General features: G+C 50.7%; 20 protein-coding genes. 15 read left to right on the top strand and 5 right to left on the bottom strand.

Annotated features, from left to right (window positions below; translation table 11 throughout):
- Positions 1 to 30: 30 nt before the first annotated feature.
- The 13 genes from fumC (at position 31) to AAIG11_RS12350 (ending at position 15305) form a co-directional block, all read left to right on the top strand.
- Positions 31 to 1404: a class II fumarate hydratase gene (fumC, locus tag AAIG11_RS12410; protein WP_343186558.1), complete on the top strand. Its 1374-nt coding sequence runs from the start codon at positions 31 to 33 to the stop codon at positions 1402 to 1404.
- A gap of 50 nt (positions 1405 to 1454) precedes the next feature.
- Positions 1455 to 3170 (top strand): glycosyl hydrolase family 18 protein, encoded by a 1716-nt coding sequence (locus tag AAIG11_RS12405; RefSeq protein ID WP_343186557.1) that lies wholly within the window; start codon positions 1455 to 1457, stop codon positions 3168 to 3170.
- Between the two features lie 41 nt (positions 3171 to 3211).
- Positions 3212 to 4819, top strand: a complete 1608-nt coding sequence (locus AAIG11_RS12400) for a gamma-glutamyltransferase family protein (RefSeq protein ID WP_343186556.1) — start codon at positions 3212 to 3214, stop codon at positions 4817 to 4819.
- Between the two features lie 31 nt (positions 4820 to 4850).
- A complete protein-coding gene (locus AAIG11_RS12395; RefSeq protein WP_343186555.1) occupies positions 4851 to 5591 on the top strand; it encodes a hypothetical protein in 741 nt (246 codons plus the stop codon).
- 75 nt (positions 5592 to 5666) lie between these two features.
- Positions 5667 to 7343, top strand: coding sequence for a glutamine--tRNA ligase/YqeY domain fusion protein (locus AAIG11_RS12390; protein ID WP_343186554.1), 1677 nt, complete (start codon positions 5667 to 5669; stop codon positions 7341 to 7343).
- Between the two features lie 54 nt (positions 7344 to 7397).
- Positions 7398 to 7847, top strand: coding sequence for a response regulator (locus tag AAIG11_RS12385; protein WP_343186553.1), 450 nt, complete (start codon positions 7398 to 7400; stop codon positions 7845 to 7847).
- Between the two features lie 175 nt (positions 7848 to 8022).
- On the top strand, positions 8023 to 8436 hold the full coding sequence (locus AAIG11_RS12380) for a cytochrome b5 domain-containing protein (protein WP_343186552.1): 414 nt from the start codon (positions 8023 to 8025) through the stop codon (positions 8434 to 8436).
- Positions 8437 to 8467: 31 nt separating this feature from the next.
- Positions 8468 to 10042 carry a CYTH and CHAD domain-containing protein gene (locus AAIG11_RS12375; protein WP_343186551.1) on the top strand — a complete coding sequence of 525 codons (1575 nt, stop codon included), beginning with the start codon at positions 8468 to 8470 and terminating at the stop codon, positions 10040 to 10042.
- Complete coding sequence (locus tag AAIG11_RS12370) at positions 9967 to 10407, top strand: DUF7990 family protein (RefSeq protein ID WP_343186588.1); 441 nt, start codon at positions 9967 to 9969, stop codon at positions 10405 to 10407. The genes AAIG11_RS12375 and AAIG11_RS12370 overlap by 76 nt, the downstream gene beginning before the upstream one ends.
- Before the next feature lie 13 nt (positions 10408 to 10420).
- Positions 10421 to 11392 (top strand): ArsA family ATPase, encoded by a 972-nt coding sequence (locus tag AAIG11_RS12365; RefSeq protein WP_343186550.1) that lies wholly within the window; start codon positions 10421 to 10423, stop codon positions 11390 to 11392.
- A 34-nt stretch (positions 11393 to 11426) separates the two neighbouring features.
- Positions 11427 to 12158, top strand: a complete 732-nt coding sequence (gene nfsA, locus AAIG11_RS12360) for an oxygen-insensitive NADPH nitroreductase (RefSeq protein WP_343186549.1) — start codon at positions 11427 to 11429, stop codon at positions 12156 to 12158.
- Positions 12159 to 12218: 60 nt separating this feature from the next.
- Positions 12219 to 14216, top strand: coding sequence for a methyl-accepting chemotaxis protein (locus AAIG11_RS12355; protein WP_343186548.1), 1998 nt, complete (start codon positions 12219 to 12221; stop codon positions 14214 to 14216).
- Between the two features lie 69 nt (positions 14217 to 14285).
- On the top strand, positions 14286 to 15305 hold the full coding sequence (locus tag AAIG11_RS12350) for an alpha-hydroxy-acid oxidizing protein (protein WP_343186547.1): 1020 nt from the start codon (positions 14286 to 14288) through the stop codon (positions 15303 to 15305).
- A 100-nt stretch (positions 15306 to 15405) separates the two neighbouring features.
- Here AAIG11_RS12350 and AAIG11_RS12345 read toward each other — a convergent pair whose 3' ends face one another.
- The 3 genes from AAIG11_RS12345 to tdh all read right to left on the bottom strand — a co-directional run bounded on the left by AAIG11_RS12345 (position 15406) and on the right by tdh (position 18897).
- Positions 15406 to 16569 (bottom strand): dicarboxylate/amino acid:cation symporter, encoded by a 1164-nt coding sequence (locus AAIG11_RS12345; RefSeq protein WP_343186546.1) that lies wholly within the window; start codon positions 16567 to 16569, stop codon positions 15406 to 15408.
- A gap of 63 nt (positions 16570 to 16632) precedes the next feature.
- On the bottom strand, positions 16633 to 17829 hold the full coding sequence (locus AAIG11_RS12340; protein ID WP_343186545.1) for a glycine C-acetyltransferase: 1197 nt from the start codon (positions 17827 to 17829) through the stop codon (positions 16633 to 16635).
- 39 nt (positions 17830 to 17868) lie between these two features.
- Positions 17869 to 18897, bottom strand: coding sequence for an L-threonine 3-dehydrogenase (gene tdh, locus AAIG11_RS12335; protein WP_343186544.1), 1029 nt, complete (start codon positions 18895 to 18897; stop codon positions 17869 to 17871).
- 409 nt (positions 18898 to 19306) lie between these two features.
- Here tdh and AAIG11_RS12330 point away from each other — a divergent pair, with 409 nt between their 5' ends.
- Together AAIG11_RS12330 and AAIG11_RS12325 are read left to right on the top strand one after the other, a co-directional pair.
- On the top strand, positions 19307 to 20080 hold the full coding sequence (locus AAIG11_RS12330; RefSeq protein WP_343186543.1) for an ATP-binding protein: 774 nt from the start codon (positions 19307 to 19309) through the stop codon (positions 20078 to 20080).
- Positions 20081 to 20391: 311 nt separating this feature from the next.
- Positions 20392 to 21603, top strand: a complete 1212-nt coding sequence (locus tag AAIG11_RS12325) for an EAL and HDOD domain-containing protein (RefSeq protein ID WP_343186542.1) — start codon at positions 20392 to 20394, stop codon at positions 21601 to 21603.
- Between the two features lie 7 nt (positions 21604 to 21610).
- On the opposite strand, the gene AAIG11_RS12320 is transcribed toward AAIG11_RS12325, so the two are convergent.
- Complete coding sequence (locus AAIG11_RS12320) at positions 21611 to 22390, bottom strand: TIGR03943 family putative permease subunit (protein ID WP_343186541.1); 780 nt, start codon at positions 22388 to 22390, stop codon at positions 21611 to 21613.
- Between the two features lie 8 nt (positions 22391 to 22398).
- Positions 22399 to 23607, bottom strand: a complete 1209-nt coding sequence (locus AAIG11_RS12315) for a permease (protein WP_343186540.1) — start codon at positions 23605 to 23607, stop codon at positions 22399 to 22401.
- Positions 23608 to 23643: the final 36 nt, after the last annotated feature.

Below are 23643 nucleotides of genomic sequence, written 5' to 3'. Positions count from 1 at the left end.
TAAGTGAAAACAGAACAAGGATGTGACGGGATGAAAACTCGCATGGAACACGATGCTTTGGGGCGCGTTGCCGTTCCGGCCCATCGGCGATGGGCCGCCCAGACACAGCGCAGTCTTGAAAACTTTCCCATCGGAGAAGAAAAAATGCCTTTGGCGCTGATTCATGCGCTTGCCCTCGTGAAAAAGACAGCATCGGAAGTGAACTACCGCCTGGGAGTGCTGGATGAAAAAAGAAGCCGCCTTATCATCCGGGCGGCAGAAGAAGTGAGAACAGGACTCCATGACAATGAGTTTCCATTGTCAGTCTGGCAGACAGGCAGCGGCACTCAGACCAACATGAATGTGAACGAAGTCATTGCCCATCGGTGCAACGAACTGAGTGAACCTGGGCTGGTACACCCCAATGACCACGTGAACTGCAGCCAGAGTTCCAATGATGTATTTCCCACAGCCATGGCTATCGCCTCGGTGCTTGCGTTGGAAGAAGAACTGATTCCTGCCATTGATGGACTGCGGAAAATCATGGCTGAAAAATCCCTGCAATACCGGCACCTGGTGAAAATTGGACGAACCCACCTGCAGGATGCCACCCCACTCACGCTGGGACAGGAAATCAGCGGGTGGGAAGCCATGCTGGAAAACAATCTTCGGATGATCCAGTGTGGTGCCGATGAAATGAAGGCGCTGGCCATTGGCGGAACAGCAGTGGGAACGGGATTAAATGCACCTGAGGGATTTGGTGCGGCGGTGACTGATGTCATCAGTGAGGTAACAGGAAAAGCATTTGTGGAAGATTCCAATAAGTTTCACGCCCTCACCAGTCACGACCGCTTGGTTTTCTGCCATGGTGCCCTGAAAGCGCTGGCAGCCAATCTCATGAAAATAGCCAACGATATCCGATGGCTGGCCAGTGGTCCCCGTTGTGGAATCGGCGAGCTGATTCTGCCCGTCAACGAACCAGGGAGCTCCATCATGCCGGGAAAGGTGAATCCCACCCAATGTGAAGCACTGAGCATGATTGCCTGTCAGGTCATGGGAAATGATACGGTGATCGGCCTTGCTGCCAGTCAGGGAAACTTTCAGCTGAATGTGTACATGCCGGTGATGATCCACAATTTTCTTCAGTCGGTGAGACTGCTCACCGATGGCGTGCGTTCCTTTACCCTTCGATGCGCTGTGGGACTTACTGCCAACGAAACCCGCATTCAGGAAGTCGTGGAACGCTCTCTGATGCTGGTGACAGCCCTGGTACCGGAGATTGGTTATGAAGCCGCTGCCCAGGCAGCGCTGAAAGCCCATCAGGAAAACCTGACCCTAAAAGAAGCCGTTATGAACTTGCACCTCATGGACGAGTCCACTTACGATGAACTGATTCAACCGGCAGCCATGACCGGTATCATATAAAGCCATCCGTCACGGGAACTGACAAACAGGAGCTGATGACATTGACCCGCATGGACCGCAGAAAAGAGATACAGGCCAAGCAAAAACGATTTCGAATCAAACTGATACTGATACTTACCTTTGTTGCGTCAACTCTCCTTTTCTATTTTTTTGGACCAGAGATGGTGAGCCGCCTCCTTCACCGTGGAACACCGCCGCCGGCCCATACCCTGATCTATAACGGCGAACCGGGTCAGACAACCACCTTTACCCGACAGGGTGTGGTTTTTCTGCCAGTGGAGTGGGTAAAATCACATTTGTTGCCAGAACTGGAGATTTTGGAGCAAAGCGCCAAAGCTCGCTGGGTTCCTCATAAAAACAACCTCCAGTTTGACCGCAGGGAACTGACAGCCCCCCTGCACCAAGTATCTTTTCCCGTTGAAATCAATCTGATGGAAGAGGGCGGTATCCTGTATTTTCCCATCAGCGGTGTGGCTCCCCTGCTGGGCGTTACGGTGGAATGGCGCCCGGAGTACCGGCTGCTGGTGGTCAATGACGCTGACCGTTCGTGGCAACAGGGAGAAACCGTTAAAAAATCAACCCTGCGTACAGGCACCCGCCGTTTCGATCCGGGAACAGCCACCCTTGAAGCTGGTGAAACCCTTCAGGTAATGGCCATCTTCGAAAACCATTACCAGGTACTCAGTGAATCAGGGCAAACAGGATTTGTGCCACAGGCAGATGTAGGCGATTTGACACGTCGGGAAACTGATTCAAGAGATCTGCGGTTGAAGTCTGCTGACCCCCATCCCCTGCCGCATCCCTTTGGGTTGGTGTGGGACTATGTCAGTGCCAATCACCCGGATCGAAGCGAAGAACCTCCCATAGATGCCCTTCATGTCTTTTCTCCCACCTGGTTTGAGCTGAAAAATGAAGCCGGCGACCTGGAAAACCGGGGGCAGTTCCGCTATGCACAAACCATGAAAAATAAAGGGTACCAGCTCTGGGGGCTGGTGACCAATGCCTTTGATCCTGATCTGACAGAAAACTTCATGTTGAACCCCGAAGGCCGGCGACGGTTCATTAATCAGCTGATGGTTTATGCAGCTCTCTATGAACTGGATGGCATCAACATTGATTTTGAAAACATCCATTTCCGCAATCAGGATCTCTTTACCGATTTTGTCGCAGAACTCTCCGAAGCCATGCGGGAGCAGGGGCTCATCGTCTCCATAGACGTGACCATTCCCGGGGGCAGTCTCAACTGGTCACAGGTTTACGACCGCAGTGCTCTGGAACCCCATGTGGATTATTTTGCAGTGATGACCTATGATGAACACTGGGGTTCAAGCCCTGTGGCCGGATCTGTCGCTTCTCTGGATTGGGTGGAACGGGGTATTGCCGCCACCCTGGAAGAAGTACCGGCTTCAAAAGTATTATTGGGACTGCCCCTCTACACTCGCTTATGGGAAGAAACTCCCCGGGCAGGAGGAGGCGTCAGTGTCAGCTCGCGGGCCATGGGAATGCAGTTTATCCGCCGCACCCTGGAAGAAAACGGTGTGACGGAAGAAGACTGGGAGTGGCTGGAAGACATTGGCCAGTATTATGCCGAATATGAAGCCGAAGGCAAGCGTTACCGTGTCTGGCTGGAGGATGAGCGTTCACTGGGGCTGAAAGCCGGCCTGATCCAACAGTATGAACTTGCCGGATTTGCCGGATGGCGGAAGGACTTTGAACTTCCCGCCGTTTGGGACGTGCTGGCGGAGTCCCTGGAAGAAGCCCGATGAAGTGAAAATCTGTGATATCATCATCTGGAAGGAGTGACATCATGAACTTTTCTGCCCAGCATTACCCTTACACTTCCCGCCGCACACTGGTTTATGGACAGCGGGGAATGGTGGCCACCTCACAACCCCTGGCAGCTCAGGCAGGGCTTGACATCCTCAAAGCCGGTGGCAATGCGGTTGATGCAGCCATCGCCACGGCAGCCTGCCTCACTGTTACCGAGCCCACCTCCAATGGTATTGGCGGCGACGCTTTTGCCATAGTCTGGTTGAAGGGCGGCCTTCATGGGCTCAATGCAAGTGGCCCGGCACCGGCAGCATTGTCGCTGGAAGCTTTGCAGCAACGAGGCCTCCACGAAATGCCAGCCCACGGGCCTGTTCCCGTGACAGTTCCTGGAGCCCCTGCTGCCTGGGCAGCGCTGGCTGAAACCTTTGGCAGATTACCCCTTGCCACGACACTGCAGCCGGCCATTGATTTGGCACGCCAGGGCTACCCGGTTTCTCCTGTGGCCGCCCGCAACTGGGAGCGGGGTGTGACAAAAGCCGCGGCATATTATCAGGGAGCGGCACATCAAGCCTGGTACAAAACCTTCGCCCCAGCGGGGCGGGCACCGAAAGCCGGCGAAATATGGCGATCTGAAGACCATGCACGTACACTGGAAAAAATAGCCCAGAGTAATGCCCGGGACTTCTACGAAGGCGATCTGGCATGTCAGATCCACGATTTCATGAAAGAAATCACCGGTTTTCTCACCAAAGATGACCTGGCCCGTTATGAAGTCAAGTGGGAAAAACCCCTCTCCATCAATTACCGGGGAGTCGATGTATGGGAGCTGCCACCCAACGGACACGGCATCGTCGCACTCATGGCCTTAAACATTCTCGGGCAGTTTGAACTGGACTCCACAGAAACCTGTGAATCCCTCCATTTGTCAATGGAGGCCATGAAACTGGCCTATAGCGACGGCAAGGCCCATATCGCCGACCCTGCTCATATGAAGGTGACCGTGGAAGATCTTTTGTCATCCAGCTATGCCAAAGAACGAAGCCGCCTTATTGGCAGTGAGGCTCTGTTACCTGCTCCGGGAACTCCGCCCGCTTCCGGCACGGTTTATCTGGCCGCCGCTGATGGAGACGGCAACATGGTCTCTTACATTCAGAGCAATTACATGGGATTTGGATCAGGACTGGTGGTGCCGGGAACGGGAATTGCGCTTCACAACCGGGGCCACAACTTTTCCACCGACCCGTCCCATCCCAACTGTGTGGCGCCGGGAAAGCGCCCCTATCACACCATTATTCCCGGTTTTCTCACCCGCGACGGGAGCCCCCTGGGGCCCTTTGGCGTGATGGGCGGATTCATGCAGCCCCAGGGGCATCTGCAGGTGGTGTCCCGCCTGGTGGACTACGGGCTGAACCCTCAGGCAGCGCTGGATGCTCCCCGCTGGCAATGGCTGGGAGAAAAACGTTTTGAAATGGAACCCAGCATTTCGGAACTGTTGGTGGAAGCCCTTCGGAAGAAGGGTCATCAAATCGTCTACCAGTCTGATGCCGGCAGTTTTGGCAGAGGACAGATCATTCTCAGAAATGAAGCCGGCACCCTTTGCGGAGCCACCGAACCCCGTACCGACGGCATGGTGGCCGTGTGGTAAAAGTAATGTCAAGAAGGATGGCTGATGTTTCATGAAAGCAACTCACAAAAAAGACGCATCAACTGCCAGTTCAACAAGGGTACCGACATCTGGTTCAGCAGGCCGAACCATTTCATTTCTCGCGGAGAAGATAAAATACCGTCATCTTTTTCTTCTCACTGGGATCTGGGTGTTGCTGGTACTCTACCCAAACCCCCTGAACCTGGCGCGCAGCATCCACCGAACTATTGCACCGCCGGTGGAGCCGGCAAAGGTGGCCCATCTTCTGGCAGAAGCTCCCAGCGAACCAGAAGCGCTGGAACGTTTCGTGCTGGAAACGTTTCCTTACCAGTATGACTGGGTGACCTACGGCATGCCCTGGTATTTTCCTACCCTGGACCAGGCACTGGCTAATAAAACCGGTGACTGCAAAACCAGGTTCATCGTATTGGCCAGTCTTTTTGAAGCTTTGGAAATTCCCTACCAACAGAGCTTTTCATTAAGTCATTTTTGGGTACACTATGAAGGGAAAGAAGAAAACTCCTGGGAAATGGAACAAAACGCTTTTTTGGTACGTGAAGATGATGGTGCCATGCGGGTGCAGGTGCCCCGGGAAGAACGGCGACAAGTTTACGAAAATTTCCGGGATGGCTTTTGGCGAGCCATGCCTGGTCATCGAAAAGCATTGCTGGTGACAGGACCCCTGCTCTTCATGGCAGCCGGGTTGTTGCTGGCCCTGATGCGGCAATCGGAAAAAACTCAGAAACACCCACTGACAGTCGATGCATCCTGAAGCAACATATGGTATAATGTCCCTATTAGTGCCCGACACGGGCCATACGATGAATAACGCCGGGGGGAAGACAAGATGTCCAACGAAATGCAACATATACCATCTCACTTCATCAAAAATATCATTAATGAAGACCTGAAAAATGGAAAAAATGACAGTCGTGTCCACACGCGTTTCCCGCCCGAGCCCAATGGGTATCTTCATATTGGTCATGCCAAGTCCATCTGCCTGAACTTTGGCCTGGCGTCGGAATACAACGGCCTGTGCAATCTTCGGTTTGATGATACCAATCCCATCAAAGAAGATGTGGAGTATGTGGAGTCCATTCAGGAAGATGTGCGCTGGCTGGGTTTTGACTGGGAAGACCGTCTCTTTTATGCTTCCGACTATTTCCAGCAAATGTATGATTATGCCGAAGGGCTCATTGAAGCAGGTAAAGCCTATGTCTGCGATCTTACGGCTGAAGAAATTCGACGAACCCGGGGAACCCTCACAGAACCTGGTACTGAAAGCCCTTTTCGCAACCGTTCTGTGGAAGAAAATCTGGACTTGTTCCGGCGGATGAAAGCCGGAGAATTTGAAGAAGGCAGCCGGGTGCTGCGGGCTAAAATCGACATGGCATCGCCCAATATGAATATGCGCGATCCGGTGCTGTACCGCATCAGTTTTGCAGCCCATCATCGCACCGGCACCCAGTGGTGCATTTATCCCATGTACGATTACGCCCATCCCCTGTCAGATGCCTATGAAAGCATTACCCACTCCATCTGCACCCTGGAGTTTGAAGACCATCGCCCCCTCTATGACTGGACGCTGAATGCGCTGGATTATCAGCCGCATCCGCAGCAAATTGAATTTGCACGGCTGAACCTGACACGCACGGTGATGAGTAAACGCCTGCTGCGCGCTCTGGTGGAAACCGGTGCCGTTGACGGCTGGGATGATCCCCGCATGCCCACCATTTCCGGTCTGCGACGACGGGGGTATACCCCTGAAGCCATCCGGGATTTCTGTGACCGCATTGGGGTGGCCAAAAGCAACAGTGTGGTGGATATCGCCCTGCTGGAATACTGCATTCGAGAAGACCTGAAGCTGAAAGTGCCGAGGGTGATGGGGGTGCTGAATCCACTGAAGGTGGTGATCACCAACTATCCTGAAGAAGGCGTTGAAGAGCTGCGTGCTGAGAATAATCCGGAGAGTCCGGAGATGGGCCATCGACCCCTCCAGTTCAGCCGGGAGATTTATATTGAACGGGAAGACTTTATGGAAGATCCGCCCAAAAAATTCTTCAGGTTGGCCCCGGGAAGGGAAGTACGCCTGAAATATGCCTATATCATTCAATGTGAAGCAGTGATTCGGGATGAAGCCACCGGTGAAATCGTGGAGCTTCACTGCACCTATGACCCGGATACCCGCAGTGGCGAAGATAAAAGCGGCAAGAAAGTGAAGGGAACGCTTCACTGGGTGTCGGCTGAACATGGCATTCCAGCAGAAGTGCGTCTGTATGACCATTTGTATCTTGATGAATCGGAAACCGAAGGTGACGAACCCGTGTTGAACCCGGATTCCCGGATCAAACTGTCAGCCATGGTGGAACCCTGTCTGCAGAAAACAGTCGCAGGCGAGCACTTCCAGTTTTTGCGTCATGGCTACTTCAGCGTAGACCCAGACAGCCAGGAGGGCCGTATTGTGTTTAACCGAATTGTCTCCCTCCGCGACACCTGGGCGAAAATACAAAAGGCGGAAAAATAGGGAAGATAACTGCTGCAGGGTCTGTTGACTTACTCCTGGAAAGGATTGAAGTTCATGGCACAAACTAACTTAAAGGCAATGAAAGCAGATTCGGGTACCTTGCGGCTGGATGAAATGCGGGAAAAAATCCAGGAGCAGTCACTGGCGGTATTGGTGGTGGAAGATGACCCCATGAGTCGCACGTTTATGCAAAAAATCATGGGACGCCTGGGAGTCGAAGCAGATTTTGCCATCGATGGATTGGAAGCGATGCGACTCTATAACCGTAACACATACGACCTGATTTTTATGGATATTCAGATGCCGGTGATGAATGGATATGAAACCACGAAACTGATTCGGGAGCAGGAACAGCTGACGAATGTGCACACTCCCATCATTGCCATTACTGCCTATGCCCTGGAAGAAGATCGGGAAAAATGTCTTAACGCAGGCATGGATGATTACCTCTCAAAGCCGGTATCGGTGGATCACCTTCTTCGGGTAATTGCTGAGCGCTGTTAACTGTCTATTGTCAATGGAACATGGCTAACGCCATTGCCTGAAACCGGCTTTCAAATGGAAGCCGGTTTTTTGCTGGTTTTTCCTGCGTCTGAGGATTATTTGTGAAAAATTGAGGTATGAATATCAGTAGACAGAAAAGCGATATGGGAATCGAACCACAAAAGGAGGAATCATCATGACAGTGCATAAGCATCATTGGTCAGGTAGATTAGTGCTGATCCTGCTGCTGACAATACTGGTACTGACAGCCTGCAGCTCCCAGCCGGCAGATGCACCACCGCCAGCAGCACCTGAAGAAACCGAAGCTCCAGAGACGGCGGCAGAGTCACCTGAGGAATCTGATTCAGAGGAAGACTTGCCGGTATACACACTTGAAGAACTGGCTGCTTTCGACGGGCAGGATGGCAATCCCGCCTACGTGGCGGTGGATGGAGTGGTGTATGACTTTACTGAACTGGGCGGCTGGCAGGGCGGAACTCACAACAGCTTCGAAGCCGGTCAGGATCTCACCGAAGCGCTGCACGGTGTGTCACCACATGGAGAACGGGTACTGAGCCGGGCGCCGGTGGTTGGACGGCTTGCGGAATAATAGGTGAAAAAGTAAAACAGGAGGTAACAGAATGAGTGAGACCAGAGAATCCGGTGACTACCGGGAAACACAGGAAATTGAACTTAAACTGTTATTGCTGCAATCGCCGGATCACTCTGTTTTTTGGCGCATTCCCCATCTTCTCCAGGGGCTCCAATCAACACCTGTGGCTGATATGTTGGTAAGCACCTATTATGATACCCCTGATCATGGCTTGCTGCAGCGGGGATATACCTACCGGGTTCGCAGGGAGTCAACGGGGTGGATGGCAACCGTCAAGGGGCTGGGAACTGTTGAAGGGGGACTTCACCGGCGTGAAGAGTGGAACACCCCGCTGCCGGAGGGGCAGCCTGATCTGACACTCCTTGAAGACGAAAAGATCAGATCTGTCCTCACGAAACTGACAGATAATCAACCCCTTGTGCCTCTTATGACCACCCGCTTTCAACGTACTCAGGCGATCTGGCAGCATTCGTCGGGTACACGGGTGGAACTGGCATTGGATGAAGGGTTCATTGAAGCTGAGACCGAAAAGATGCCCATTAATGAACTGGAACTGGAACTAAAAGAAGGATCATCACTGGTATTACTGGAGCTGGGGGAGCACATCTCCAGGCACATGGCGGTGGTCCCTGGTGACAAAAGTAAATTTCACCGGGGGCTTGAAATGCTGGGGCTGACTTCTGCCAGTCTGTCAAAAAAAACCTGTGCTCCAAAAAAATCACTGCTGATAAAAGAACAGGCCAACTCATCAACATTGGCGCAGATTATTCCCAAGGTGCTTGAAGAAGGTTATGCTGATATCATCAACGGTTTTCAGAACCTGTACCATGAACCGGAAATGCCGGAACACCTCCATCAGTTGCGAGTCAGTCTGCGGCGTTTCCGTTCACTCATTTCTTTTCTGCGACCCGCGCTGAATCAGGCCCAGGCAGAAGTGCTTCAGACAAGCCTTCAGAGGTGGAGCAATCAATGGTCACCACTGCGGGAGGTAGATGTGATGGCAGTTCATTTTGGGGAATTTGTCAATGAGTTTGAGTCTGCGGGAACATCGAAAGCAGCCCCGCTGCTGCAGGCACTCATGGATCAGCAGATGGCACTGGCACGCCAGCCTTTGTATGATTCCCTGAGGAAGGGAGAAATGACAACCCGGCTGCTGGCCTGTTGGCGCCAGATGAAAGAACTGTCGGTGGATGATGACATGGGCAACCGCTTGTTTGCCGACTTTGGAGAAAAGAGACTTCGCCGCTGGGTGAAACGCTTTGAAACCAAGGGACGCTGTACCGGACTGAAAGACATCCAACAGCTCCACCGTTTGCGAATACAAGGCAAAAAAATCCGGTATGTGATGGAAATTCTCTCGCCGGCATTGCCAGACATCCCCAGAAAGACAGTCAAGACCATGAAAAAGCTGCAGAACCTGCTGGGTGAGTTGCACGATGTTCACTGTGAGATGAAACATATGCATCACTGGGTATCCAACCATCCAGCTGATGTAGAGCTGATGCGCCAAGCAGGGCGATATGAAGGATGGCAGCATCAACGGGAAATTACTTTAAATCACAAACTGGAACGCTTCTGGAAAAAAACCAGCGCCAGTATCTGATGATCGTTTTTCAATCAGTCCCGGCAATGATGAACAAAGCTTCATCAATCCAATGGAAAGAAGCGGTTGAAATGGATAAAGAAAAATGGCAGACCCTGGAAAAGGCGCTAAGGGAATTTTTTGGCAGTGCGTTTGATATGGAGGGTAAAGCAACGGCTTTTTTGAAAAAAGAAGCGCTGGATGAAATGGATAATTTTATGCTCCTCTGCTATGCAGATCTTTTGGGCATTCCCCTGCCCCTGTCCTATTACACCATTGAACTGCTGCCCTACCTGGCAGAGGATCTGGAGGGCTGGGAGCGGCGCATCATGGAAAGAAAAAGCATTCTCTCAGAACGTTGGAGCACTTACGACTGGTGTTGCTAAGGAGGTGATGGGAATGGCCCGATTTGTCTTCTTCGGTGGTAAGGGCGGCGTGGGAAAAACCAGCTGCGCAGCTGCCTTCGCGTTACTGTGTGCCAACAATCAGCAAAAAACCTTGTTAGTGTCCACTGATCCGGCCCATTCGCTGGCGGATCTTTTTCATGCCTGTATTGGCGGTGAGGTGACTGAACTGGCTCCCTTCCTTTTTGGAATGGAAATCAACCCGGCAGAGGAAAGCACCCGGTACATTAACCGGGTAAAAAACAATCTGATTCAAGTGGTCAGCCCGGTGATCCTGGAAGAAATCGAAAAACAGCTGGATGCAGCTTCTATTTCACCGGGTTCAGAGGAAGCCGCTCTTTTTGACAAAATGGTGGAAATCATCAATGAAAACGGCAACGATTTTGATCAGGTGGTTTTCGACACGGCTCCCACGGGACACACCCTGCGGCTGATGGCCCTCCCGGAACTGCTGGGTGCATGGCTTGACAGGCTGATGGAGAAACGCCGTCATGCCCTGAAACTATCTGGAATGGCCATGCGTAAAGGGCATGAAGCGGAGGAAATCATGGCAAAAGACCCGGTGCTCACACTTCTCAACAACCGCAAAACCAACCTGGAAAAAGCCCGTGAAGTGCTGTTGGACAGGCAGCGCCTTCGGTTTGTATTTGTACTGAATCCGGAACGTCTGCCGGTGGAAGAAACTGCCAAGGCGGTTGGTGTGTTGGCAAAGCATGGAATTCCAGTGAATGACCTGGTGGTAAATCGCATCTTACCTGAGGATCAACCGCCCGGATTTTGGCAGAAACGCAAAGCGATTGAATCCAGCTACCTGAGTCAAATCAGCCAGCAGTTCCCTGCCCAGCGCATTCTGCATATCCCCCTCATGGAGATGGAAATCGATGAAACAACGCTGGAGCAAATGGCAGTTTGGCTGGCCCCATTGTTGGAAATAAAGGTAACAGATGGCGTCGAAGGAACAGCGTGAATCGATATAATGAATAGATGGAGGTGCGGAGGATATGAATGAAGTGATCCATTTGCTGGAAAAACACCGATCCATCCGAAGATTTCTGGATCAGCCGGTGGAAGATGCCGTGGTGGAAAGTATCATACGCTGTGGGCAACATGCTGCCACTTCCAGCTTTTTGCAAGCTTACAGCGTGATTCGGGTGCGGGATACCGAAAAAAGAGAACAACTGGCAACCTGGTGCGGCGATCAGCAGCATGTGAAAGAAGCACCCCTGTTTCTGATCTTCTGTGCTGACCTGCATCGTTGGCAAATGGCCTGCGAGGTACAGGGAGTGACAATGGTGCCTGGCATGACAGAACAGTTCATTATTGCCAGTGTGGATGCGGGTATTTTCGGTCAGAATGTGCTGGTAGCCGCAGAATCACTGGGATTGGGAGGTGTCTATGTGGGAGGTATCCGCAATCACCCCCGTGAAGTGTCGGATCTCCTCCAACTGCCGAAGCAGGTCTATCCCGTCTTTGGGATGTCGCTTGGATACCCGGCCCAGGACCCTCAAGTGAAGCCACGACTGCCACTGAACCTGGTATTAATGGAAGAAACCTACCATGAAGACCGGGAACTTTTAAAGGATTATGACCACACCTTTCAGGCGTATCTCAACAGCCGGGGCAGCAATCAACGCAATCAGACATGGACGCAGACTGTGGCAGAAAAAGTGACCAGAGAAATGCGGCCCCACATGCGCAGGTATCTCATAGACCAGGGATTTGAGATGAAATAGAAAAACAGTATGAACGGAAAAAAATGAAAAATCACATGACAACAGAAAGGATTTGATGCCATGAACAATGTTTCCATTAAAGCAAAAATCATATTATCCCTGTTCATACTGGGACTGGTCTCTGTCATACTGGGTGCCACGGCCTACTTTGGCAACCTGAATGTGGCTCGCCTTGGCGGTGAAGTGGAAGACAATCTGCTGATGACCCGCTTTATCAGGGAGCGGGAAATTGACCATTTAGACTGGAGTGCCGATTTAAGCCGCACTGTTTTTGAAGGAGATGATTTTCACGGTTCTCTGGACCATACCACCTGTGGTCTTGGTAGATGGTATTACGAGTTCATTGAAACAGGAACTTTCAAGTTGCTGCCATCTCATCTTCAGCAGCAGTTTCGTGATCTGGAGCAGCCTCATATTGAGTTACATAGAAGTGCCGAAACCATCATCGCCGCCATGAACCGGGGTGATGTTGAAACAGCTGTGAACACCTATGGAGCTGTGACTCAGTTGCATTTGGGGGAAGTGCGGGCTATCATGACAGGCATTAACGAAACCTATGGCATGCTTTCCGGTGAACTGCAGCAGCAATCCACAACGACACAGCAGACCCTGCTGACGCTGACGCTGCTTCTGATCGCAGCAGCAGTGGTCATTGCCCTTTTGGTGGGAATGTTTCTTAACCGTAATGCCATACGTCCCATTGGGCGCATGACGGCCATGCTGAAAGATATCTCCGAGGGGGAAGGAGATTTAACCACACGCCTTGCGATTCAAACCAATGACGAAGTGGGGCTTATGGCGCGGTACTTTAACCAGTTTGTGGAAAAAATCCAACTTACAGTGCAGGATATTCAGGTTACCACCAATACCCTGCGCAAGTCTTCTGCCAATCTGGGAGAAGTGGCAGAGGTGATGGCAGCAAATAGTGAAGAACTGAACTCCAAGGTGGAGACGGTCAGTGCAGCGGTGGAAGAAATCACCGCCAGCATTGCAGGAACGGCCCAAGCTTCTGACGAAGTCAAAAATAGTCTGGGAATAGTCAGTGCAGCCATTGAAGAAATGAATGCCACGCTGAGAAACATGGCCTCTGCCTCCGAACAAAGTTCGGTGGGTGTCAAAGATGTGGCGGCATTGGTCAATGACATCTCGGCCAAAATTCAAAGCACTTCCCAGTCAACAGATCATGTTTCCAGTGCAGTCACAAGTGTGGTGACGGCCATTAAAGAAATAAATCTCTCTTTGAATGAAGTGAGCCGGAGCTGTGAGCGGTCCATGCAAATTACAGCCAATGCAGAAGAAAAAGCCCATGAAACCAATGAAACCATTATCCAGTTAAACCGGCTCTCCAACGAAGTGGGAAAAATTGTTGATGTGATCAATGATATCGCTGATCAGACCAACATGCTGGCACTTAATGCTGCCATCGAAGCTGCAGGTGCCGGCGAGGCTGGTAAGGGTTTTGCAGTGGTGGCCAACGAAGTGAAAGAACTGGCCCGACAAACCAGTGAAGCCACCGAAGAGATTCGCAATCAAATGGAGACCATGCAGGCAAGCACCAGCCATGCAGTTGGCTCGGTGAAAGAAATCGGTGATGTCATTACCGAAATCACCGAAATTACCAACTCCATTGCCGCCGCAGTGACACAACAGTCAGCAACCACCGGTGACATATCAGAGGCAGCCATCAGTGCTTCCCAGGAGGTGGAGGCAGTGAACAGGGAAATGGCGCAGGTAGCCGGTAATGCGGAAGATGTTTCCAGGAGTGTGGCAGAAATTGCCGATGGCGTCAATGAACTGGCGCGTTCTGCCGGTGAGATTGCAGTTGCTTCCAACGAGGTGGCCAGTAACGTGGAACAGGTTTCCCGAAAAGTGGAAGACGTGGCCCGCTCTTCAGAGGAAATCGCCCAGGGCTCCAATGAAATTGCTGAAAATGTGGTGGATATCAACAGCGTATCAGCAGATACAGCAGGCGGTGCTTCAGAAACCAGCCAGGCAGCCCGTGAAATGGCGCATATCACCGAAACCCTTGAAAATCTGGTGAATCAGTTTAAAATATAAAGAGCAGAGAAGGCAGCCTGTTGCCAGGCTGCCTGATGCTGTCATTTGATGAAACAGGAGGAAATAATCATGAACTATCAGGAAATCAGAAATCAGGCCCGCGGTATTTTGAAAGATAAATGCAAAGTATGTGAAGACTGCAATGGAATTGCCTGCCGGGGGCAGGTGCCGGGAGTGGGTGGCAAGGGGCTGGGCAGTTCTTTTATCCGCAACCGGGTGATGGTGCGTGAAACCAGCCTGAACTTGGATACTCTGGTACCCGCGACAGAAATTGACACCAGTGTGACTCTTTTTGGCAAAAAGTTTCGATTTCCATTCTTTGCCGCCCCCATTGGTGCACTGGAAATCAACTACCACCCATCCCTCAATGATCTTACCTATAATGAGCATATGGTGGCCGGATGTCGTGAGGCCGGGATCATGGCCTTCACCGGAGACGGTGCCAAAATGGAGTACTATGAAGGGCCGCTGAAAATCATTCAGGATAATGGAGGTGTGGGAGCGCCCACCATCAAGCCCTGGGACAATGCCATGGCTTTGCAGAAAATCCGTATGGCAGAAGCCCATGGGGTCACTGCCCTGGCCATGGATGTGGATGCCGCCGGTCTGGTGCTGCTGGCCATGGCCGGTACCCCGGTGTATAGCAAATCAGTGGAAGAATTGAAAGAGCTGTGCGAGAGCACTGAACTCCCCATGATTCTGAAAGGCATCATGACTCCTGCAGGGGCACTGAAAGCGCTGGAAGCAGGAGCAGCAGGCATCGTGGTCTCCAACCATGGCGGCAGGGTCATGGATGACGCCCCATCCACCATTGAAGTGCTGCCTGCCATTGCTGAAGCGGTCAAAGGAAAGCTGACCATTTTCATCGACGGTGGCTTCAGAAGTGGAGAAGATATCCTGAAAGCCCTGGCGCTGGGAGCGGATGCGGTTCTCATTGGCAGACCCTTTGCGGTTGCCGCCTATGGTGGCGGTACAGAGGGTGTGCGTGTTTATGCCGAAAAAATTGGTCAGGAACTGACAGAAGCCATGATCATGACTGGATGTCATTCCCTGAAAGATGCGACGCCTGACAAGTGCTGGAAGCGCTGAATCATATCAACTGAAGCAAATGAACAACCCCGTTCCAGAAAGTTCTGGAACGGGGTTGTTTGTGATTGTCTGGAATGTTTAAAGTGCTTCTGAGGCTGCTTTAAGCGGTTTTCTTTTGATAAAAGGAATCGATGATCAGGGCAATGGCGCCGTCTCCAGTGACGTTGCAGGCGGTTCCAAAACTGTCTTGTGCCATATAGAGGGCAATCATCAATCCCAGGTTGGCTTCAGAAAAACCAAGAATGGAAGAGAGCAGTCCCAAGGCAGCCATAACGGCACCGCCGGGGACTCCGGGAGCAGCCACCATGGTAACACCCAGCAAAACGATGAAAGGCAGGTAATCGCCAAAGACGGGTGCCATGCCATTCATGGCCAGCACGGCGATGGAGCAGGCCACCAGGGTAATGGTACTGCCAGCCAGATGAATCGTGGCAGAAAGGGGAATCACGAAGTCAGCCACCTGTTCAGAAACCTGGTTGTTTTTGGCGCTGCGCAGTGTGACGGGAATGGTGGCAGCGCTGGACATGGTGCCCAAAGCAGTGGCGTAGGCAGGCAGCATGTTTTTCAGTGCCACCAGGGGGTTCTTACCTGCCCGTGAGCCGGCGATGGTGTAAAGCACCAGCAGGTAGCCCACATGCATCAGAATAATCAGCACAAAGACTTGTCCAAACACACGCAGCGTGGTGAAAGCATCACCGGCAGCGGCCATGTCGGCAAATATACCGGCAATGTAAAAAGGCAGCAGGGGAATAATGACCTTGGTGATGACTCGTACAATGATGGTTCTAAATTCCTCCATAAAGTTAAAAAGGGCTGTTTTGGATTCTTCGTGGCGAAGAAAGTTGATGCCAAGACCAAAAATAAAGGCTGTCACCAGGGCTGTCATCACCCCCATGATCGGTGGAATACTCAGTTCGATGATGGGCGTCAGGCCAACGGAATCAGTGGCGGCAACCCCTTCAGTGATAATGGCGGGAATAATGAGGCTGGAAATAAAGAAAGCGACAATTCCCGCTGCCAGGGTGGAAAGATAAGCAATACCAGCAGTGGCGCCCAACAGTTTGCCGGCTTTTTCCCCTAGCTCAGCAATGCCGGGAATAATAAAGCCAATGATAATGAGGGGAACGATGTACCCCAGCAACTGACCAAAAATCTGTGTGAAGGTGTAGAGCACACGCCCCACGTGGCCAGGCATGGTCAAACCGATGATAATCCCTGCCACAATCCCCAGCAGCAGTTTGGGAATCAAACCCATGTTTTTCATGATACAAAAAACTCCTCTCTGATAATAGATGTATTGTGTGAATCACCGGTTTTACCGGTGTTATCACTGCTTCAATGCTTCAAAATGTTCATAGGCGCCTCGAAAAGCATCCAGTGCCTGGTCAAGGTCTTCCCGGCTGTGGGCTGCTGAAACCTGGGTGCGAATACGGGCTTTCCCCTCGGGCACCACCGGATAAAAGAAACCAACCACATACAGGCCACGCTTTAAAAGATCTTCTGCCATTGCTTGTGCCAGCACCGCATCCCCCAGCATAACGGGAACAATGGGGTGTTCTCCGGGAATAATGGTATAACCTATATCGGTGAGCTGTTTACGAAAATAAACAGTGTTTTCATGCACTCGGTCACGGTACTCGGTGGATTCTGAAAGCATTTTCAGAACCTCCAGTGATGCCGCTGCTATGGCTGGGGCCAGTGTATTGGAGAACAGATACGGGCGGCTCCTCTGCCGCAGAAGGTCAATCAAGGCTTTTCGTCCGCTGGTGTACCCGCCGCTGGCACCTCCCAGGGCCTTGCCCAAGGTGCCGGTAATGAGATCCACTCTGTCCATGACACCGCAGTGCTCATGGGTTCCACGGCCGGTTTTTCCCATAAAACCAACGGCATGGCTGTCGTCCACCATCACCAGAGCACCATAGGCATCTGCCAAATCACAGATTCCCTTGAGGTTGGCAATGATGCCATCCATTGAAAAAACACCGTCGGTGGCAATGAGGGTGATGCCCCCAGGCTGTCGTTCCTTCAGTTTGTTTTCCAGGTCTTCAAGATTGTTATTCTTGTAAATGAGTTTTTTGGCTTTACACAACCGCATACCATCAATGATACTGGCATGATTCAGCTCATCGCTGATGATGGTGTCTTTCTCAGAAAGCAGGGTTTCAAAAAGGCCGCCATTAGCATCAAAGCAGGAAGAGTAGAGAATGGTATCGTCTGTTCCCAGGAACTGGGACAGCCCTGCTTCCAGCTCTTTATGAACCGATTGGGTGCCACAGATAAACCGTACTGATGACAGCCCATAGCCCCACTGGTCATAGCTCTCTCTGGCAGCGGCCACCACTCGTGGATGACTGGAGAGGCCCAGGTAGTTATTGGCACAGAGGTTGATTACATCAGTTTCTGAAGTGGTGTTGATTCGTGAATTTTGTGCCCCTGAAAGTACCCTTTCGGTTTTCCAGAGCCCCTGGCGGCGAATTCCGTCAAGAAGCTGGGAGTAATGCTGTTGAGTAGCTGGTGCGAACATAAGACTCATCCTTTCTGGGGGAAGAAGCAACCGTGTCGGCTATTCTTCCCAGTTGAGTACGATTTTTCCTGAATGGCCGGACGCCATCAGTTCAAATGCCTTTTCGTAATCGGTATAATGGAATTTATGGGTGATGACCTGGGAAATATCCAGCCCGGACTGAATCATGGCTGTCATTTTATACCAGGTTTCATACATTTCTCGGCCGTAGATACCCTTGAGTGTGAGTCCGTTGAAGACAATGGTGTTCCAGTCAATGAAAGTTTCCGGCTGCTGGATTCCCAGCACTGCGATTTTACCGCCATGGCACATGTTTTGAATCATATCCTGAAAAGCCGAAGCGTTCCCTGACATTTCGAGGCCCACATCAAAGCCTTCTTTCATGCCCAAAGAATCCATCACATCTTTCAGTTGGGTGGTACGCACATTGACTGCCCGGCTGACTCCCATTTTTTGAGCCAGCTCAAGCCGGTAATCATTCACATCGGTGATCACCACATGGCGGGCACCGGCATGGCGAGCCACGGCAGCGGCCATGATGCCAATGGGGCCGGCACCTGTGATGAGGACATCTTCGCCCAGCAAATCAAAGCTGAGAGCTGTGTGTACCGCATTTCCCAGTGGGTCAAAGCAGCTGAGAATATCCATGTCGATGGCAGGGTCGCAGTGCCACACGTTGGTAACGGGAATAGCCAGATATTCGGCAAAAGCACCCGGGCGGTTAACTCCCACACCACTGGTACTGTTGCACAGATGACGTCTGCCTGCCAGGCAGTTTCGGCAACGGCCGCAGACAACATGCCCTTCACCTGAGACCAACTCTCCGAGTTGAACATCATGAACATTTTCACCAATGGCCACCACTTCACCCACAAATTCATGTCCAATGGTCATAGGAACGGGAATGGTTTTTTGTGACCAGTCATCCCATTGGTAAATATGCACATCAGTACCGCACACAGAAGTGCGCTTGATCTTGATCAAAACATCATTTTTGCCAACTTCGGGTTTTGGAACATCCTCAAGCCAGAGACCAGGCTCCCGTTGTTTCTTTACCAGTGCTTTCATCATAGCATCATCCCTTCTTTTTTCTTCGTGCTGTCTGGGTCATTCATATCACGCACCTGATTAATTGCCCGTGGTACAAACGTTAATTGGGTTGACAGGTAAACCATGCCATTCCGGAAACGTTTGCATTTTATTGTCAAAGATACTTATAAGCGTGTACAGGTAGGTCTACTTTGAGTATAATCAGCTTGCGTCCACTTGTCAAAGCATCTGATATGCATCGAAAATGGCAATAGCATTATTCGATTAAGTAATATCAATGAATACAAGAAACGAAGATGAAGGAAAGTCTCATAAAATAATTCAAACGTCCTCGCGAGGAGGACGAATCATGAAAAGAAAATTAATATTGACAAACAGGTATTGAAATACTACAATAATAGAAAATGGTGAATACGGAGGTTATCCAATGAATCGAAGAATTATTGAGATCAATGAGACGCTGTGTAATGGCTGCAAACTGTGTGTTACTGCCTGTCATGAAGGTGCCATCGAAATGGTTGACGGAAAAGCGCGCCTGATTAGTGACGTTTATTGTGATGGGCTGGGCGACTGTTTGCCCGAATGTCCCACAGGTGCCATCAAGATGATTGAAAGGGAAGCGGCACCCTATGACGAAGCGTTGGTGATGCAGCGCATCAGCGAACGTGAAGCCCGTGAAGCTGCCCCTGTGAAAGAAGTGGCACCACCGGGATCTCCCTGCGGATGTCCCGGAATGGCAGCAAAAGCCATACGCCGTGATCATGCCACATCAACAACATCATCTTCCCAAGAAAACCATGAGCAAGTGCAGGTTGATCACCATCAGGCACCCTCTGAACTATCTCAGTGGCCGGTGCAGTTGAATTTGGTGCATCCCCAGGCGCCATATCTTCAGGGGGCAGATATTCTTATCGCGGCTGATTGCACTGCCTACGCCTACGGAGATTTCCACAGGGACTTTATAAAAGGAAAAATCACCCTCATTGGATGCCCCAAACTGGATGATAACCAGCATTATCAGGAAAAATTAACGGACATATTTCGGCTCAACAACCCGAGAAGTATTACCGTAACGCGCATGCAGGTACCATGCTGTGGTGGCATTGTGAGTGCTGTTCGTCAGGCCATGTTGGCAGCTCAGGTCATTGTGCCTTACAGAGAAGTCACCATCGGCACCGACGGCACCCTGCTACAGGGATAGATGAAAAAGCTGTACAGCAAAAAGACCCTTGGGGCCTCAGCGACCCCAGGGTCTTTTTGCTGTATGGGAAAATGGATGCAGAGATCAGTTGTGGTATAAGTTGTTGTGCAAGACTTTATTTTTGGACGATCACTATTTATTCTGAGCAATCAACGAGAGCCCATCGCAGACAGTTTTTATCTGTGTGGCTGATTAAACTAGTTCTATTATGGTATGATTACAAAAACTGATCATGACTGCAAATGACAAAAGTGTAGCACTTTTGAAGTGATAAAGTTGAATAATGACAGTGTGTGGATGGAGGAGTTACAATGAATGTATACGCTGCCAGACAACCCATTTTTGATGGTAAGCAGGAACTGTTTGCCTATGAGCTGCTTTATCGGCGCACGGAAGAAAACTTTTACCAAGGAACAGATGATACTGAATCAACTGCGAATCTGATTAATCATGCTTTTCTGGTGATGGATTTAAACGATATTATCAGCGGGAAAAGGGCTTTTATTAACTTTTCAAAGGAGTTACTAGTTCAGCGTATTCCGTTGCTGCTGCCAGCTGATCAGGTGGTCATTGAAGTGCTTGAGCGGGTGGACCCGGATGAAACAGTGGTGGAAGCTTGTCGGGAGCTAAAGGAAAAAGGGTACCTTCTGGCATTGGATGATTTTGTTCTTAGAGAAGATTATTGGTCACTTATGGAACTGGCCGATATCATTAAAGTGGAATATAATGCTTATTCTGAATCGGGACACCGTCAACTGGCAACCTTGTTTTCAGGAAAAAAAATGCTGGTGGAACGGGTAGAGACCCGGGCAGAGTTTGAACATGCCGCTTCCTTGGGGTATCATTATTTTCAGGGGTATTTTTTCAGCAAGCCTGTTATGCTTAGAGGCAGAGAGATTGCTCCTTTTAATACGTCGCTTCTTCAGGTGCTGGAGAAGTTAAATGATGAAACACCCAGCTATCATGAGATGGCAGCCATCATTGAAAAAGATCTTTCCAGCTCCTATAAATTTTTAAGATTGGCGAATACCATGCAGTTTGGGGCCAGATATCGGGTGGATTCCATGGAAGGTGCCTTAGTGCGTATGGGGCTGGGTGAAATACGCAAATGGATTTATCTGATGCTCTTGAATGAAGTAAAAATGTCGGAGAATGCTGAAATGATCCGAACGAGTATTGTCAGGGCAAGAATGATGGAACTGCTGGCTCAGAAGACGGCTTCTCCGAGCGAAAGATTGAATTATTTTCTAACAGGACTTTTCTCTTTGCTGGACTGTATTCTGGCAAAACCATTTGAACAGCTGGTGGAAGAACTGCCTCTGGCAAAACCAGTGGAAGAGGCCCTGATGGGAAAAAGATCTGTGCTGGGTGATTGGTTGCGCTGCATAGACATGTTTGAAAAAGGCAATGCAGCGCCTGATATAAAGTGTCACAAAGGCATTACCATGGCACATATGATGAAACTGTACGTTGAAGCAATCCGTTGGGAAAGCCAAGTGACTGCTTCGCCTGATTCAGACTAACTCCATCCTAATGTTCCGGGCCGGAATAGTTGCGGGGATAGACGTAAGGGACATCGGGTTTTTCCCGAAGCTCAATGGTTTCCACCCGAACCACAGGAGCTTCGTAGGTTTTATCCACCCAGGGGTCATAATACGTAGTTTGATCAATGACACCGGTGACCTGGACCCACGTATAGTCTTCAAAGGCATCTGCACCTTCATAATCTGCCAAAATACCTGTTATGAGAGAGTCGGCGGCACAACAGACAATTAAGAGGCGGGAAATGAAAAGGGTCTGTTCATCAAAATGATCCTGGCGGAAAACAAACCCATAAAGTGACACTTTCTGACCAATATAACGGGGTATATCATTGCGGATTTCGTTGAGGGCATCATCAAAGAACACATCGTCGATTTCCAGCACCTCATCCCGTGTATAATCGATGCGCCGGCTGGTGTCGGGTGAAAAAAGCGAAAACCCTGATCGATCCTGGGCGGCAACGGTAATACCTCTGGTTACGGCAATTTCTTCGGTGATTCCTTTGGGAGCCACCAGTGCACCTGTCAGGAGAGGCAGCAGGAACAGCAAGTAACCCCACTTGACAGGTCGCCGGGAAGTGTCTGAGAGCCGCTTCACCTGAAAGATGGTGAGGACAAAGAAAGCCAGCATGGTCAAAGTGGTAAACTTAACACTTCTGGGGTGCACAAAGTACAGAATTTCGCCGGAATACAGCAAATGATACAGATACACACTGAAACCAAGCAAGATCAGAAACCAGCAGCATTCGTTCCAATTGATTTTTTTCATATGTTCACCTACCATCCCACAAGGTTAATGAGGAGCGCAAACGAGAAACAGACAACAGTGGTGACGGCGATGAGGCGCACCACAAATCGGGTTTGAAAACCATCCAGCAGCATCAACGTGTTCTTCACATCAATCATGGGACCATAGATCATAAAGGCCACCACCGCACCGGAGGTAAACTGGCCTACAAAGGTTCTGGCGATAAAGGCATCCGCCTCTGAACAGAGAGAAAGACCATAAGCCAGGGCCATGAGAATCAGGATGGAAACCACCGGGCGTTCCCCGATGGTCATCAGCAGATTACGTGGCAGGAAGGTCTGCACAAAAGATGAGATAAAAGCGCCCATGATGAGAAAACGTCCCACGGCATAAAGTTCCAGACTGGTGTGGTGAATAATGTTGGTCACATGTCCGAAAAAACGGTTCAGTGTCGGATCGTTGAAGCCGCCGCCGGCAGCAGGTGGCTCGTGGGAATGATCACACCCACAGAGTGGTTCACTGTGAGAGGTATGGGTGTGAGACGGTTCGTGGGTATGACCACAGTCATGTTCTGTACTCTGTGTATGGGTACAGGCGCCACCGTGAACATGAGTGTCATGATCATGCAGGTGGCCATGATCATGACCGCAGTCACATGAGGCAGTTTCTCCGCCTAAACGCAGCATTTTTTCTGGATGCTTCATCAGGCTGACCACATAACCGATGATGATGGCTCCCAGCATTCCCAGAAAACCTCTTAACAGGGCAATGTGCCACTGGCCGTTGAAGGCATAATAAGTGGACAGCATGACCACCGGATTCATGATGGCCACTGACATGAGAAAAGTGATTCCCACATGAAGGGGGACACCCTTGGCAATGAGGCGGCGGGTCAAAGGAACATTGGCACATTCGCAAATAGGGAAAAAAAGGCCCATTAGGGAGGCTGCCAGCAAGGCGGGCAGCTTTTGTGGTGGAATCCAGCGGACCAGCATGTCTTCAGTGACAAAGATTTGAATCAGTGAGGAGACAAACACCCCGAAAAGAACAAAGGGGAAAGCTTCCAGTACAATACTGATAAAAATCGTGCTGAAGTTTTCAAGGGTTGAACGCTGTACCAGAAAGGGATCACTCCCGGACTGCACCACTGCCCAAATCAGTAAAACCATTGCCAGAATCGCCAGAGTGATAATAAGGCTGCGACTGTCACGGCGACCAGCCAGTGTGCTGGTTGTCATATGCATCATCCTTTGCGCAAGAGATTGATTGATGAA

This window comes from Anoxynatronum sibiricum (genome assembly GCF_039414295.1).
Classification (GTDB): Bacteria; Bacillota; Clostridia; order Peptostreptococcales; family Tindalliaceae; genus Anoxynatronum; species Anoxynatronum sibiricum.
This window is presented reverse-complemented; position numbering and strand designations above follow the sequence as displayed.

Bases quoted from the DNA above. Each gene is read 5' to 3' on its own strand.
- fumC (WP_343186558.1), top strand. From the start codon at position 31: ATGAAAACTCGCATGGAACACGATGCTTTGGGGCGCGTTGCCGTTCCG.
- AAIG11_RS12405 (WP_343186557.1), top strand. From the start codon at position 1,455: ATGGACCGCAGAAAAGAGATACAGGCCAAGCAAAAACGATTTCGAATC.
- AAIG11_RS12400 (WP_343186556.1), top strand. From the start codon at position 3,212: ATGAACTTTTCTGCCCAGCATTACCCTTACACTTCCCGCCGCACACTG.
- AAIG11_RS12395 (WP_343186555.1), top strand. From the start codon at position 4,851: ATGAAAGCAACTCACAAAAAAGACGCATCAACTGCCAGTTCAACAAGG.
- AAIG11_RS12390 (WP_343186554.1), top strand. From the start codon at position 5,667: ATGTCCAACGAAATGCAACATATACCATCTCACTTCATCAAAAATATC.
- AAIG11_RS12385 (WP_343186553.1), top strand. From the start codon at position 7,398: ATGGCACAAACTAACTTAAAGGCAATGAAAGCAGATTCGGGTACCTTG.
- AAIG11_RS12380 (WP_343186552.1), top strand. From the start codon at position 8,023: ATGACAGTGCATAAGCATCATTGGTCAGGTAGATTAGTGCTGATCCTG.
- AAIG11_RS12375 (WP_343186551.1), top strand. From the start codon at position 8,468: ATGAGTGAGACCAGAGAATCCGGTGACTACCGGGAAACACAGGAAATT.
- AAIG11_RS12370 (WP_343186588.1), top strand. From the start codon at position 9,967: ATGGCAGCATCAACGGGAAATTACTTTAAATCACAAACTGGAACGCTT.
- AAIG11_RS12365 (WP_343186550.1), top strand. From the start codon at position 10,421: ATGGCCCGATTTGTCTTCTTCGGTGGTAAGGGCGGCGTGGGAAAAACC.
- nfsA (WP_343186549.1), top strand. From the start codon at position 11,427: ATGAATGAAGTGATCCATTTGCTGGAAAAACACCGATCCATCCGAAGA.
- AAIG11_RS12355 (WP_343186548.1), top strand. From the start codon at position 12,219: ATGAACAATGTTTCCATTAAAGCAAAAATCATATTATCCCTGTTCATA.
- AAIG11_RS12350 (WP_343186547.1), top strand. From the start codon at position 14,286: ATGAACTATCAGGAAATCAGAAATCAGGCCCGCGGTATTTTGAAAGAT.
- AAIG11_RS12345 (WP_343186546.1), bottom strand. From the start codon at position 16,569: ATGAAAAACATGGGTTTGATTCCCAAACTGCTGCTGGGGATTGTGGCA.
- AAIG11_RS12340 (WP_343186545.1), bottom strand. From the start codon at position 17,829: ATGTTCGCACCAGCTACTCAACAGCATTACTCCCAGCTTCTTGACGGA.
- tdh (WP_343186544.1), bottom strand. From the start codon at position 18,897: ATGAAAGCACTGGTAAAGAAACAACGGGAGCCTGGTCTCTGGCTTGAG.
- AAIG11_RS12330 (WP_343186543.1), top strand. From the start codon at position 19,307: ATGAATCGAAGAATTATTGAGATCAATGAGACGCTGTGTAATGGCTGC.
- AAIG11_RS12325 (WP_343186542.1), top strand. From the start codon at position 20,392: ATGAATGTATACGCTGCCAGACAACCCATTTTTGATGGTAAGCAGGAA.
- AAIG11_RS12320 (WP_343186541.1), bottom strand. From the start codon at position 22,390: ATGAAAAAAATCAATTGGAACGAATGCTGCTGGTTTCTGATCTTGCTT.
- AAIG11_RS12315 (WP_343186540.1), bottom strand. From the start codon at position 23,607: ATGACAACCAGCACACTGGCTGGTCGCCGTGACAGTCGCAGCCTTATT.